Raw genomic sequence first — 13,363 nt, 5'->3', positions numbered from 1 at the left:
ATCAGGCACCGTGCAGCAGGAAGAACCAGCCGGCCACGGTTAGCTGGCAAGCCAGTACCACGGTGGTCAGCACCAATCGCATCTTCAGGTACCAGGCCGGCCAGTAGCTTCGCATCCAGCGGGCGTCTACCAGATACAGCAACAGGAACGCGACGATGTAGAGCGGGATTTTCCGCGGCGTCTGTAGCAACAGTCCGATACCGGCGGCAACGAAGAACAACTGGCTCAGCAGCATGGTCACCAGGGGCGATTGCGGGTAGGAGCGGTTTTCCAGCTGCATGGCAATGGTCCAGTAGATTCCGCCCATAAAAGCGAGAATACCGGCACTGTAAATATAGAACCACGCCAGAATGGCAACGCTGTTGGCTGGCATCAGGAACAGGCCAGCGGTGCCTAGAATGAATGGAATCAGGCCGGCAATGCCGACCAGAACCGCGAGGCGAGCAACTGAAATCACGACTTCTGCCTCTGTACCTGTATCCGCATGGGCTCAATGTCTGCCGGTGCCATCCCGATCATTTCATGGTACGCCGAGGGATGCACCACCTGGGTTTCGCGAATGGTGTAGCTGGAGAGGGTGTCCTGAATCTGCCAGGCGCTGCGGAACAGCCGGGTCTGCCCTTTATGGTCCGACAGTACCTTCATGCCTTCAGGGCCATGCAGGCGAGCCATGTACTGTTGGCCCTCCAGGGAGAGGATCTCCAGAAGGTCGATCACCGGTTGTTCCAGGTTTTTGAGTTCGTCGAGGGTAATGCGCACCGTGAAGCTCCCGAAATGATGTGTCAGGGGAACTTACGATCAACCGGCCCGGTAAGATCATTGTGCCAGTTGCCGGCACTCCGTGTGGGCATGGCAGGACACCAGATGATCATTGACCATGCCGGTGGCCTGCATGAAGGCGTAGACGATGGTGGGGCCCACAAAATTAAAGCCTGCTTTCTTCAGGGCCTTGGACATGGCTTCAGATTCCGGCGTGGTGACGGGGACCTCGGCCAGTGTCTGCCACCGGTTCTGGATGGGCCGGCCGTTGACGAATTGCCAGAGAAACTCCGAGAACGAGATGCCCTGATCCCGCAGAGCCAGGAACCCCCGGGCATTGCGGATGATGGAATGGACCTTCAGGCGATTCCGGATAATGCCCGGGTCTGCCAGCAGGCGGGCGATATCGTCCTCATCAAAGCGGACAATCTGCTCCGGGTCAAAGCCGGCGTAGGCCTGCCGGTAGCTTTCCTGCTTGCGAAGGATGGTAATCCAGCTCAAACCGGCTTGCTGTCCGTCCAGGCAGAGCTTTTCGAACAGCGCCTGATCGTCATATTCCGGGCGCCCCCAGACGGTGTCGTGGTAGTGCACGTACAGTGGGTCGGTGCCGCACCAGGGGCAGCGGCCGGTCGTCTGGGGCATGGTGGCCTCGCTAGGGTCGGGCTCTGATCAGCCGGTGAAACAGAGGCTCCCAGGAAACGTCGAGGCTGGAAGCCGGCCCCAGATTGTAGTCATCCGGCGGTGGTTCCAGCAAGGTAATCTCCGGCCAGGTGCTGGTCTTATCCGGGCTGCCATCGCAGGGGTAAACCAGGGTAACCAGAAAGCCCTCGGCATACAGGCAACTGGCTTGCCAGTGTCGGTCGGGCTGGTCCCCGTACAGCTCGAAATTCTTCCGTACTTCCAGGGTTTGCAGATTGCCGGCAATGCCCCGCCCGGTCGCTTTAAGCCAGGCTTCTTTCAGGGTCCAGACCTTAAGGAAGCTGAACGCATTGTTCGCCCTCAGCAGCCATTCCTGCTCAACGGGCGTGAACCAGCGTGTCGTCACTCTGGCCCAGTCTGGCCGGCGCTGGCTCGGTTCAAGATCAATCCCCAGAGCCGCCCGACCCGTGGCGCACGCTGCCAGCCCCTGGCTGTGGCTCAGCGACAGGTGCCAGCCTTGCGGGCTGGCCGAGGCAACGGGGCGTCCCGGTACCGGGTGACAGCATGTTGGAGCCTCCCCACTGGCGCGGGCCAGGGCCTGACGAATCAGCCATCGACTGGTCAGATATTCCTGGCGTCTGGGCCCTTCCAGACGCGCGAGGGCTTTGCCTTCATCGGCGGTCATCCAGGCTGGGGCCTGGGACAGGTTCCGGTTGATCTGGTGGCACAGCCAGATCGCCGGCCGGTCAGGGTTGCAGTCGTTGGATTGTCCAGCCATCGCCTTCTCTCACGTACTCAAATCGATCGTGAAGCCGGCTCGGCCTTCCCTGCCAGAATTCGATTCGCTCCGGAACCACCCGGTACCCACCCCAGAAACTGGGGAGCGGAATTTCTCCGGAACTGAATTTGCGCTTCATCTCCGCGACTTTTTGCTCCAGCAGGCCTCGGGACGTAATGACCTGGCTCTGCTCCGAAACCCAGGCGCCAATCTGGCTGCCCCGGGGCCGGGACGAAAAGTAGCGCAGGGATTCCGCCTTGCTGACCTTTTCGACCGCACCCTGAATACGCACCTGCCGGTTCAGGCCGATCCACGGGAACAGCAGTGCCGCCCGGGGATTTTCCTGCAGCTCCTGAGCCTTGCGGCTGCCGTAGTTGGTGTAGAACACAAAACCCTGGCTGTCGAAATACTTCAGTAGCACGGTTCTGAGATCGGGCATGCCGTCGGCACCGGTGGTGGCCAGTGACATGGCATTGGGCTCCAGAATGCCCGCCGTTCTGGCATCCTCGAACCAGGTCTGGAACTGCTGTACCGGATCCTCGTTCAGGTGTTCCCGATCCAGCCCTTCGCTTTCGAAATCCCGACGCATATCGCCGATATCCATACTGCTCGTCTCCGTTGATCAACACAGGGAGTCATACGTCAGCGGAGCATATCGGGTTCGGTGGTCGCTGTCAGGTTTCGTGTCTGGTCGGGTGAATTCGCTGACAAACACCGCACACGGGCGCTATGCTTGCATCATGGCCGGCCGCGGCGCCGTGGGTAGATAAAGGGAGAGTCTTGTGGCAGAGAAAGAGGCAGAGAACAGCCAGGTAGCAAGCCAGCGGGTAGTGAGTCGCCGGAAGAGCCATCTGGTCAGGAACCTGCTGATCGCATTGGGCGTGTTGTTGGGTCTGTATGCCCTGGCCGGCTTCCTGGTTCTGCCCTGGTGGCTGGAGCGGTCGTTGCCGGAACAGATGGACCAGCGCATGGGCTGGCAGGCCGAGGTGGAGAACGTCCGGTTCAATCCCTTTGCCTTCAGCCTGGAAGCAGACGCCTTTTCTGCAAAGGATGCGACTGGGGAGCCGGTGACGTCGTTTGATCACCTGCGGGTGAATCTCAGTTTCCTCAGTTTGCTCCGCGGTATCATCGGGTTTGAGGAAATCCGTCTGGTGGAGCCCGACGTTCGCCTGGATTTGCTGCAGGACCATGACATCAATTTTGTCCGGGACTGGCGCAGTGCCAATCCCGAGAAAGAGGACACGACCCGGCCTGAAACCGCTGAGTCGAGTCATCCGCCCAGGCTGTATTTCCAGCAGGTGACCATTGATGGTGGTGAGCTGCTGTTTCGTGACTTCTCCCAGGGTGGCGACCCTGCCGAGTTTCGGGTTGCGCCGCTGGATCTTACCCTGGACGATCTGGCCACCTGGCCCCGGGATGGCAGCGACAGTCAGTATTCCGTGATGGCTGCTCTGGGTGAGCAGGTGATTGAATGGGAGGGGGATCTGAGCGTTACCCCGCTGTACTCCGCAGGCCGGCTCCGGCTTTCAGGGCTTCGTCACGATACCCTCGCCCACTTCCTGGCGCCCTATCTGCCGTGGCAGCTGCGCGATGGTATCGTGACCCTGGAATCCCGTTATGAACTGGCCGGTGGCGATCGCTTTGAACTGATCACCTCCGATGGCAACCTCACTATCAAGCAACTGGCTCTGGCGCTCTCGCCCTCCGATGAGCAGCCAGCCCTGGCTACGGAAGCCGTTGCCATTCAGGGCATTGGCTTCGACCTGACGGCCCGGGAGGCAACCGTTGGCATGGTGTCGATCCAGCAACCGGCGCTGGCCGCCACCCGTAATGCCGAGGGGGAGGTGGATTGGCAGGCATCTCTGGCAACGGCCGGAACCGATCAATCCGAAACCTCGGAGCCGCCGTCTGATTCGGGCGAGCCATACCGCTGGTCGGTCCAGGGTGTCGAGTTGTCCGGCGGCCAGGTTCGCTGGCGGGATCAGGTGCCGGAAACAGACGCCGAGATTGCCGTCAATAATCTGGCCATGACCATGGGTGGTCTCTCCCACCGCCTGGATGAACCGGTTTCCTACGATATTTCCGCAGAACTCGGCACCGGTGGCCGGGTGACCGCCATGGGCCAGCTGACTCCGGCGCCGTTTACCTTTGAGGGCGCCTTGTCCGGCAGCGACATTCTGTTGCCCGTTATCCAGCCCTATGTTGCTGATGCCGCAAACCTGGAGCTGGTGGATGGGCGCCTGGGTTTCGATGGCAATCTGGACCTGGATGGCCAGGATGAACCCCTGACCGGCACCTTCAGTGGCACGGCTGAAATTGCCGGGTTGGCCACGCGGCTACCGGGCAATGGCGGGGAGCTGGTGTCCTGGGAGTTGCTGCGCCTGGCCCCGGTGGAGTTCAACCTTAATCCCGCCCGGCTGGAAATCGGCACCGTGACCCTGAACAGCCCGGCGGTTAATGTCATCCGGGCGGCCGACGGACTGCACAATCTGCAGCAGATTATTCAGGATGGCGGGGCCTCCGAGGCAGAAACCAGCCCAACGGAGCCGTCGGAAGTCTCGGAGCCAGGCTTTATTTTCCGCATTGGCGAACTGGTCGTGGAGCAAGGTTCCATGGCCTACACCGACCGCACGCTGGAGCCGCCCTTCAGTACCGCGTTCCAGGAACTCACGGGATCGGTGACCGGCATCAGCAATGTCCCTCCGCAACAGGGGCGGGTGGCGATCAGCGGCCAGCTGGCCGGGGTGGCACCGGTTCGTTTTGACGGAACCCTGGGCGCTTTGGGCACCGAAGAGCCCAGCAACCTGAAACTCACCATGAAAGACATGGCGTTGCCGGTACTGTCGCCCTATTTCGGTCGCTATCTGGGGTATTCGGTGGACAGCGGCAAACTGGAACTGGCGCTGGATTACCAGATAACCGGTACCCGGCTTGAGGCGTCCAACGAAGTGATCCTGGACCGGATGCAACTGGGCTCTGCGGTGGCCAGCGAACAGGCCATTAACGCCCCGGTCAAGCTGGGTCTGGCTCTGCTCACAGATCGTGACGGTGTTATCGAGGTGAATTTGCCCATTCAGGGCGACATGTCAGACCCCGAATTCAGCGTTGGCCAGATTGTCATGCGGGCGTTCGTGAACCTGTTGGTGAAAGCGGCCGCCTCACCGTTCAGTATGCTGGGCTCGCTGGCGGAAATGGCAGGCTTCAGCAGCGAAGAGCTGGGCCAGGTCAGCTTTGTTCCCGGTAGTGTACAACTGGCGGATAACGAGGCCGAGAAACTGTCCGCGCTGGCCCAGGCGCTAAGGGAGCGCCCGGAGCTTCTGCTCAACATCCGTGGTGCTGTTGCCCCTGAGGCCGATGCCCTGGCATTGCTGAAGGCGCAGATGCAGGCCCGCGGTGAGGCCGTTACCGGCGAAGCCTGGGAGCAGGCGCAGCAGGCCTGGCGCGATGGTGAGCGCAGCCTGCCGCCGGAAGCGCTTGGAAGTCTGGCCTCGGAGCGAGGGGTAACGGTTCGTCAGGTGCTGACGGCGACGCATGAGGTGTCGGACAGCCAGTTGTTCCTGCTGGATCCGGCTCGCGATGCGCCGGTAGATGAACAGGGCAACGTGATGGTCCGGTTTACCCTGGACGTTCGTTGAATCGGAATACACGGAGTTCCGCAGCCATGACCGACAGCCCGGGCCGAAAGGCCAGCCATTTCTTTGCCTATGTGTCGCGCCTGCGCTGGATCAAACGCTGGGGCCTGATGCGCAATGCTATTGATGAAAACGTGGCCACCCATTCCTGGGAGGTGGCTACCGTTGCCCACGCCCTGGCGCTTATTCGCAACCGGCATTTTGCCGGAACGGTGAATGCAGACCGTGTCGCTGCAGCGGCTCTCTATCATGATGCCACCGAAGTGATCACCGGGGATATGCCCACCCCGGTGAAATACCATTCCCGGGTGATGCGGGAGGCGTTCGGCGACATCGAACACAAGGCCGAAGCTGAATTGCTGGCGCTGTTGCCGGAAGACCTGCGGGAGGATTTTTCGCCCTATGTGCGGGAATCCCGACTGGGGCCGGAAGAAAAGGAACTGATCAAGGCGGCGGACCGTCTCTCGGCCTGGCTGAAATGTCGTGCCGAACTGCGTGCCGGCAATCCGGAGTTCGGCCCCGCGGAGCAGCAGATCCGGGCACGCCTGGAAGCGGACGGCCTGCCGGAAGTGCAGTACTTCCTGGAGGTGTTTGCACCCGGGTATGACCAGCCCCTGGATAACCTGCTGGGTTGATTGGAGGACTGGCTCTGGTGCCGGGCTCGCCAGGGGTCCAGTGCCATAGGTTTGCCTCTGGTGGCTCTCTAAAGTGGCGAATAACGAAAGCGCTGCTTTACTGAAAGACCACAACAAGAGGTTCCCGCCATGAAAGATCTGAACAACAAGGTGGCTGTCGTCACCGGTGCTGGCTCTGGTATCGGCCGATCCCTGGCCAAATCCCTCGCGGCCCGGGGCTGTCGGCTGGCTCTTTCCGATGTTAACGAGGCGGGGCTGGCGGAAACCGCAGCCAGCCTGGGCGGCGCCGAGGTAAAAACCTACCGCCTGGATGTCTCCGACCGGGACGCTATCTACGCCCACGCCGCGCAGGTCCGCAAGGAATTTGGTCAGGTTAACCTGATTATCAACAACGCCGGTGTGGCCCTCTCTGCCACGGTGCGGGAAATGACCGACGCCGATTTCAAGTGGGTGATGGACATTGATTTCTGGGGCGTTGCCCACGGTACCCGGGCGTTTCTGCCGTACCTGATTGAATCCGGCGATGGTCATGTGGTGAACATCTCCAGTGTGTTTGGCCTGATCGGAGTGCCCAAGCAAAGCGCCTACAATGCTGCCAAGTTTGCGGTGCGTGGGTTTACCGAGTCCCTGCGCCAGGAAATGAAACTGGAGAATCAGCCGGTTCAGGTCAGCTGTGTGCACCCTGGTGGCATCCGCACCAACATTGCCAATGCCGCGCGCATGGGCAAATCCGAAAACGCCGAGGCCCAGCGCAAGGGCTTCGACAAGCTGGCCATGACCACTCCGGACAAGGCGGCTGAAATTATTGTCAAAGGCATCCTCAAAAACGAATCCCGTATTCTGGTGGGGCCGGATGCCTGGGGCATTGACGCCATCAATCGGTTGCTGGGCTCGGCCTATCAACCGTTGGTGGAGCGGTTCTCCCGCAAGAACCTGTATATCTGAGGGCTCGCGGTAACCTGATCTCCGTTGGCTGGTTGTTTTACAGCCAGCGGAGACCGACTATACTCTCTGGTTGATCCAGGGAAGAGTCAGCATGAATACGTCAAAGCATCCGGATCTGGGGACGGCATTGGAACAAAGCCGCTCAGGACTCCGGGATAACCACCGTCGCTCGCTTACCAGGCTGTTGTTTCTGGTGACTGGCTCTGCGCTGGTCGTTTTTTCCTGTCTGCAATTTTTCAACGGTTATCCATGGGTGGCGCTGGTCGAGCTGTTGGCCAGTGGGCTGCTGTTCTACGGCGTTTTTTGTCTGAAAACCACGGCTCACCTGCAACAGTGGATCTACGCCTATCTGGTGTCGCTGTTTTCGTTTTTCATCGTCATCTTGGTGTTGCCAGAGGCCTCCATTGCGGCTTTTGTCTGGGTTCTGATGATGCCGGTTCTGGCCTACCTTCTGCTCGGCAAGCACGAGGGCATGATCCTGAGTGTGCCCTTTATGCTGGTGGGCGGGGTGGTTTACTACTTCTTCCTCGGTGATGTGGGTTCTGCCCACCGGATGATCGATCTGCTCAACATGGTTCTGTGCGGTGCCCTGATGCAGGTGTTCATGCACATGTACGAGGTGCGTCGGGAAGAGGCTGAGCAACGGTTGTTCGACATGGCACAGACCGATGCCCTGACCGGCCTGGCCAATCGCTCCAATTTCCAGTCAACACTGGCCCGCACTATTGCCGAGTGTGAGCGCAGCGGAACCGATTTTGCTCTGGTGATTATGGACATCGACCACTTCAAACTGGTCAACGATACCCTCGGCCACGATGCCGGTGACTACGTATTGAGGAGCATCGGGCAGTGCCTGACCGAGCGTCTGCGCACGACCGACTTTGTTGGCCGGCTGGGCGGCGAGGAATTTGGCCTGATTCTGAGGGATGCAAAGCCTGGGGATGCCTTTGAACTGATGGACGAGTTGCGGGAGCGCATTGCCCGGCGGGAGCTGAAATACGGCGAAGCGGGTATCCGCGTGACCGCCTCCTTTGGTATTGCCCAGTGGCCGGAGCATGGCAGGGAGGCGGAAACGCTGTTCTGTGTGGCAGATCGCTGTCTCTACAGCGGCAAGCGGGCAGGCCGGAACCGTGTGGCGCCCGCCGGTGCCGGACAGCCTCCGAAATCCGTCGGTTCGATGGCTGGAGGTCTCGGTTGATTCGGGTATCCTAGCGAATACACCCGGAAGCAAGGCCGAGGATACCGCCAACCATGTGTGAACTGCTGGCCATGAGCGCCAACACCCCGACCGATCTCTGTTTCAGCTTTACCGGTCTGACCCGTCGTGGCGGTGACACTGGCCCACACAAGGATGGCTGGGGCGTCGCTTTCTACGAAGGTAAAGGGGTACGCTGTTTTCACGATGCCGACGCCAGTGCCTCCTCGCGCATTGCCGAAGTGGTGCAAACCCACCCCATCAAGAGTGAAGTGGCCATCTGCCACATTCGTCAGGCCAATGTGGGTGATATCTGCCTGGCCAACACCCACCCGTTTATCCGCGAGCTCTGGGGCCGCTACTGGGTCTTCGCCCATAATGGTCAGCTTTCGGAGTTTTCCGCGGCGCCCGGCTTCTACGAGGCCGTTGGCAGCACCGACAGCGAAGCCCTGTTCTGCGATATCCTGAACCACCTGCGCAGTCATTGCGATCGAGACACTGCCACCGAGCAGGTGGTGGAACGGCTGGTTCAGCTGTCCCGGAACTACGCCCGCCAAGGGGTATTCAACCTGCTGCTAAGCAACGGCGACTGGCTGTTTACCTTTTGCACCACCAAGATGGCCAGTATTACCCGACGGGCGCCGTTTGGCCCCGCCCGCCTGAAAGATGCCGACGTTACCGTCGATTTTGAATCGGAAACCACACCCAACGACATTGTCAGCGTCATCGTGACCGAACCCCTCACCAGCGACGAAACCTGGGATATTTACAAGCCGGGTGAATGGCGTTTGTGGCGACGGGGCGTTGTGGTGATGCAGGGCTCGGAATTGTGACCCAGTTCCGGTGGGGCGCCAGGCACTCAACCCTTTGACCGATGGCCGGCCGAGGCACGGCCTTTAGCATTTGTTCTGAACACAGGAAAGCGGTATCAGAACAACAAAGGGAATGACCCATGCCTGCCTCTCATCTGTCTGCGGCGGTGGCCCCGGCTGCCGATGACCGGAATATCAACTCGAGTGTGCCGGACCCCGGGCGTTGCCATGAACGCACCGCCGAGCACCTGATCCGTCTGCACGGGAGCCAGTCCAGCAGCTATTTTGCCTTGCAGCCGGATTGCCGGCACTTTCTCAGCCCCGGTCTCGGGCTGGTACCGTATGTTCCGGTAAAGGTGTTGGGGCAGCGGGTAAACGTGGTGCCCACAAGACCCCTGGCGGGAGCACAGAGTATGGGCCGGCTACTGCAGGCGTTCGAGCAGAGTGTGCCCGGCCCCTCACTGTATGTCGGCGTCGATCAGTCGCTCCTGGGGCCGTTGGGCGAGCTTGGTTACGATGCCACGGTGATGGGTACGGAGTTCTCGGTTGATCTGACGAGGTTCTCGCTTCGTGGCAAGGCGATGAAGCAGCTGCGCCATGCCCGCAATCTGGACAGGCGGTGTCGAATCGAGGTGCGGGAGCAATGTGGAGATGAGGTGAACTGGCACAAGGTGGCGGGTATCTCGGAGCGCTGGCGCCTGGGCAAGGCGGTCAAGGAACGGGAATTGGGTTTGCTCACGCGGCCACCGGTGTTTGCAGATGAATGGGGAGTGCGCAAGTTCTACGCCTATGTGGAGGGCGAGCTGGCCGGATACGTGTTCTTTGATCCTTGGTACCGTCACCATGAACTGGCGGGCTATTGCGCCAATATTCTGCGGGCGTCGCCGGAAATGAACCGGCTCGGCGTACTCGACCACATTATTCTGCAGGCGGCCAGTCAGTTTCGTGAGGAAGGCGTGCCTGAGCTGTCGCTGGGCATTGCGCCCCTGCACGGCGTCCGCCACTGCCCGGGTGACCGGCCGGGCCTGCGCCGCCTTCAGAATATCCTGTATCGCTATGGGAATCGCCTTTACGCCTTCCAACCTCTGGCGTACCACAAATCACGCTACCGTGGCCGGGAAACTCCCTGGTTTGTCTGTGCCCGGGAACTGGGCAGTACCCGACTGGTTGCCACGCTGATGAAGGGCACGGGTCTGCTCGCACTGCCATGACCCGGATTTCTGAACAGGCCTCCCAGTTTGGAGTGCCGGGGCTGGTTGATAACACCGGCACTGACTATGCTGAAGCTCATTTGCCAACGGTAGTGAGCTCCATGGTTGCCGAAACCAAATTAACCCGTCCCGGGCTGCCTTCAGGCTTGTTGCTTGAGCCCTCACGGTTGCAGGCCCTTGATTGTATTGAACAGGTGCCGTTTGTACTGGTGTCGGCACCGGCCGGTTTCGGCAAAACCACATTGGTCAGTCAGTGGCTGGAACAGGAAAAACCGGTGCATGCCTGGTTGACGCTGGACCATAGGGATAACGCGCCGGCCCTGTTCTGGAATGCCGTGGCCAGCGCCCTGGCGCGGGTGAACCCACGCTTTGCCATTCGCGAGAGCACCTTGTTAGCCGCGCTGGAACCGGGTGCCGCTGTTGACCCGGTGACCATGCTGATCAACCGCCTGGCGGATTATTCCCGAACCTGGCAGGCACCCAGCCGCCTGGTTCTGGTGCTGGATGATTTTCACCTGCTTGACCAGCAAGTACTACTGGAGCAGATCCGGCGCTTTATCGACTTTGCTCCGGGTTTTTTGCGCATTGTCTGTATCTCGAGGCTGGATCCCCCTATTCGCACCGCGCAGTTACTGGCTCGGCAACAGATGGTTCGGCTGGGGCCGGAGGTGCTCCGTTTTGATCTGGCGTTGACGCGAAAATTCGTCCAGGCCCGCCGGGCTGATCTCTCCGAAGAACAGATGTTGCAGTTGCATCAGCGCACCGGCGGCTGGCCAGCGGCGTTGCAGCTCTCGGCGTTGTCGGAAAACCCGTTAAGCCATGTACCCGGGCCTGGTCAGAGAGCCCTGAGTGACTATCTGCTGGAGGAAGTGTTCGCTGGCCTGGAGCCCGGGCTACAGCAATTTCTCCAGGATATGAGCCTGCTCCCTCTTTTCTCACATGAGGTTGCTGATGAAGCCCGGAATGGTAGCGATGCAGCGGACTGGATCGCAGTCATGCGCGAACGCAATCTGCTGTTCCAGAGTTACGGAGAGGGTCACTACTGGTATCGCCTGCATGATCTGCTGATCGACTGGCTTCAGGCGCAGGATCGGGAGCCTGAAGGGGAAAGCTCCATACGAATCAGGGCGGCCGAGGCATTCCGCCAGCGGGGCCTGATTGTGGAGGCCCTTGAGCTTTTTCTGGCCGAAGGCTGCTATGACCAGGCGGAAGCCCTGGTACCGTTGCTGTTGCAGGCGGAGGACCTGAGCGGCTACCGGTCACTGCCTTCGCGCTTCCCGGACAGTGTTCGGATGTGTTCTCCCGCGCTGCTTCTGCTGCAGGCGCTGTTTGCCTTCATGGATGGTCAGTACGGAGCAGTGCTTGAGCATCTGGCCGCGGCCGACCGGCTTCTGCAGTCGACAGACCCATCACCGGACACCGAGGCTCTGCAGTTTGTCTCCATGTTGTTGGGCTGGCCCTCGGCACGGTTTGCCGGCCACCGTGCAGAGGCCGAGCAGTCCCTGACTCAGATACAGGCCCGGTTGGCCAGCGCTCCAGCCGGCCTGCAACACTGGGGGCTGTATACCCTCGGTACTGAAGCCTTTATGGAGGCACGATTGGGGCCGGCGCGCACCTTGTTGACCGATGCGCTGGCAGGGGCCCTGAAGAGTGGCGATAACCCCTGTGCCCTGCGCTGTCTGGTCATGCTGGTTCCGGTTCTGGTGCAGGGCGGTCGCATTGGCGATGCCCGCCGCTGCTATGAACAGACCCGGTTGAAGCTTGTCAACGGGCCCGTGAGTAAGGAGCAGGTTTGCCTTCTGGCCTATCTGGAGGGCTTGTTGGCGCTGGAGCATCATGATCTTGCATACGCCGCAAAACGGCTGGGCGAGGCCGGTCTGATTGCCGACCAGCATCTGACGCCGCTGGATCAGCTTTACCTGGCGTTTGAGCGGTTTCGCCTGGGCATGGCTTTGCGAGACTCCGAACTCTGGCAGCAGGAACTCAGCCGGATTGAGCAGTTGCACCAGGTTATGGGCCAGTTGCGCTGGCACCATAACATTCCGCGCCCGGAGGTACTGGAGGCGTTGGCGCGATTGACGGAGGGTAACGCCTTCCCTTTGATTCTATGGGCCCAGAGCGATCCGGAACCGGTTGTAGGTAATCGCTTTTGTACCCTGAACGAAACCTTGTTGAAACTGATCGGTCAGTTGCTGGCGGCGTCGCCGGTGGCCCGGGAACTGGCAGCCCTGCGAACTGAGGCGGAAGAGGCGGGCTTGCTTCAGCTGGTGTGTCGTCTTGATCTGGTCAGTCTGATGGTTCAGGCCTTCGGGGATCAGGATCCTGAGGGAGCGGTGAAAAAGCTCGATGCACTGTTGGCGCTCTGGGTGCCCCGTGGTCTGGTGCGCCCCTTTGTGGATGCGGATCCCCGGCTGGATAGTCTGCTCGACGCCTGTATTACCCGCGGCTGGTCGGAAGTGGAAGCCAGCCGGATACTGGCTCTCCGGCAGGCCCGGATGGAGCCGGAAGCCGAAACCTGCGCCCGCACCCCGGAAGTCGCTGGTCCTGATGAACCGTTAAGTGATCGGGAACAGGGGGTGCTGGATCTGCTGGCAGAGGGACTCAGTAACAAGGCCATCAGCAAACAGCTCGGCATCTCAGTGGCGACGGTAAAGTCACATTTGAGCAATATTTACGGCAAGCTTCAGGCCGAGAACCGGATGCAAGCGGTTGCTCGCGCCCGGGAACTCGGCCTGATGTCATAGAGCGGGTGCACGA

The 13,363-nt window shown here is 60.5% G+C and carries 12 protein-coding genes; 7 read left to right on the top strand and 5 right to left on the bottom strand.

Features of this window, described 5'->3' with window-relative positions; genetic code table 11:
* Nucleotide 1 precedes the first annotated feature (1 nt).
* Genes ACAM27_RS01800 through pdxH form a run of 5 tightly spaced genes read right to left on the bottom strand, consistent with a single transcriptional unit; the run spans nucleotide 2 to nucleotide 2,780 of the window.
* Nucleotides 2-457 (bottom strand): DUF3429 domain-containing protein, encoded by a 456-nt coding sequence (locus ACAM27_RS01800; RefSeq protein ID WP_369612446.1) that lies wholly within the window; start codon nucleotides 455-457, stop codon nucleotides 2-4.
* The gene (locus ACAM27_RS01795; RefSeq protein ID WP_011783732.1) at nucleotides 454-759 is read right to left on the bottom strand and encodes a DUF6482 family protein; all 306 of its coding nucleotides are present in this window, start codon (nucleotides 757-759) and stop codon (nucleotides 454-456) included. Before ACAM27_RS01795 ends, ACAM27_RS01800 begins: the two co-directional genes overlap by 4 nt.
* Nucleotides 760-816: 57 nt before the next feature.
* Complete coding sequence (locus ACAM27_RS01790; RefSeq protein ID WP_011783733.1) at nucleotides 817-1,401, bottom strand: DNA-3-methyladenine glycosylase I; 585 nt, start codon at nucleotides 1,399-1,401, stop codon at nucleotides 817-819.
* 10 nt (nucleotides 1,402-1,411) lie between these two features.
* A complete protein-coding gene (locus ACAM27_RS01785; protein WP_369612445.1) occupies nucleotides 1,412-2,176 on the bottom strand; it encodes a 4'-phosphopantetheinyl transferase superfamily protein in 765 nt (254 codons plus the stop codon).
* Entirely contained in the window at nucleotides 2,145-2,780 is a 636-nt protein-coding gene (gene pdxH / locus ACAM27_RS01780) for a pyridoxamine 5'-phosphate oxidase (protein ID WP_011783735.1), read from the bottom strand. Before pdxH ends, ACAM27_RS01785 begins: the two co-directional genes overlap by 32 nt.
* 178 nt (nucleotides 2,781-2,958) lie before the next feature.
* Here pdxH and ACAM27_RS01775 point away from each other — a divergent pair, with 178 nt between their 5' ends.
* The 7 genes from ACAM27_RS01775 to ACAM27_RS01745 all read left to right on the top strand — a co-directional run bounded on the left by ACAM27_RS01775 (nucleotide 2,959) and on the right by ACAM27_RS01745 (nucleotide 13,350).
* Nucleotides 2,959-5,811, top strand: coding sequence for a DUF748 domain-containing protein (locus ACAM27_RS01775; protein WP_369612444.1), 2,853 nt, complete (start codon nucleotides 2,959-2,961; stop codon nucleotides 5,809-5,811).
* A gap of 26 nt (nucleotides 5,812-5,837) precedes the next feature.
* Nucleotides 5,838-6,443, top strand: coding sequence for a 5'-deoxynucleotidase (gene yfbR / locus ACAM27_RS01770; protein WP_011783737.1), 606 nt, complete (start codon nucleotides 5,838-5,840; stop codon nucleotides 6,441-6,443).
* 129 nt (nucleotides 6,444-6,572) lie between these two features.
* Nucleotides 6,573-7,388: an SDR family oxidoreductase gene (locus ACAM27_RS01765; protein WP_014420137.1), complete on the top strand. Its 816-nt coding sequence runs from the start codon at nucleotides 6,573-6,575 to the stop codon at nucleotides 7,386-7,388.
* Between the two features lie 91 nt (nucleotides 7,389-7,479).
* On the top strand, nucleotides 7,480-8,586 hold the full coding sequence (locus ACAM27_RS01760) for a sensor domain-containing diguanylate cyclase (RefSeq protein ID WP_222197741.1): 1,107 nt from the start codon (nucleotides 7,480-7,482) through the stop codon (nucleotides 8,584-8,586).
* Nucleotides 8,587-8,639: 53 nt separating this feature from the next.
* Nucleotides 8,640-9,416: a class II glutamine amidotransferase gene (locus ACAM27_RS01755; RefSeq protein ID WP_011783740.1), complete on the top strand. Its 777-nt coding sequence runs from the start codon at nucleotides 8,640-8,642 to the stop codon at nucleotides 9,414-9,416.
* Between the two features lie 119 nt (nucleotides 9,417-9,535).
* Nucleotides 9,536-10,606 (top strand): DUF2156 domain-containing protein, encoded by a 1,071-nt coding sequence (locus tag ACAM27_RS01750; RefSeq protein ID WP_022993446.1) that lies wholly within the window; start codon nucleotides 9,536-9,538, stop codon nucleotides 10,604-10,606.
* Complete coding sequence (locus ACAM27_RS01745; protein ID WP_369612443.1) at nucleotides 10,603-13,350, top strand: LuxR C-terminal-related transcriptional regulator; 2,748 nt, start codon at nucleotides 10,603-10,605, stop codon at nucleotides 13,348-13,350. Before ACAM27_RS01750 ends, ACAM27_RS01745 begins: the two co-directional genes overlap by 4 nt.
* The last annotated feature ends 13 nt before the right edge of the window (nucleotides 13,351-13,363 follow it).

It is taken from the genome of Marinobacter sp. RI1, from assembly GCF_041155085.1.
Taxonomy (GTDB): Bacteria; Pseudomonadota; Gammaproteobacteria; order Pseudomonadales; family Oleiphilaceae; genus Marinobacter; species Marinobacter nauticus.
The sequence above is the reverse complement of the archived record's forward strand: the minus strand, read 5'-3'. Positions and strand labels throughout refer to the sequence as shown.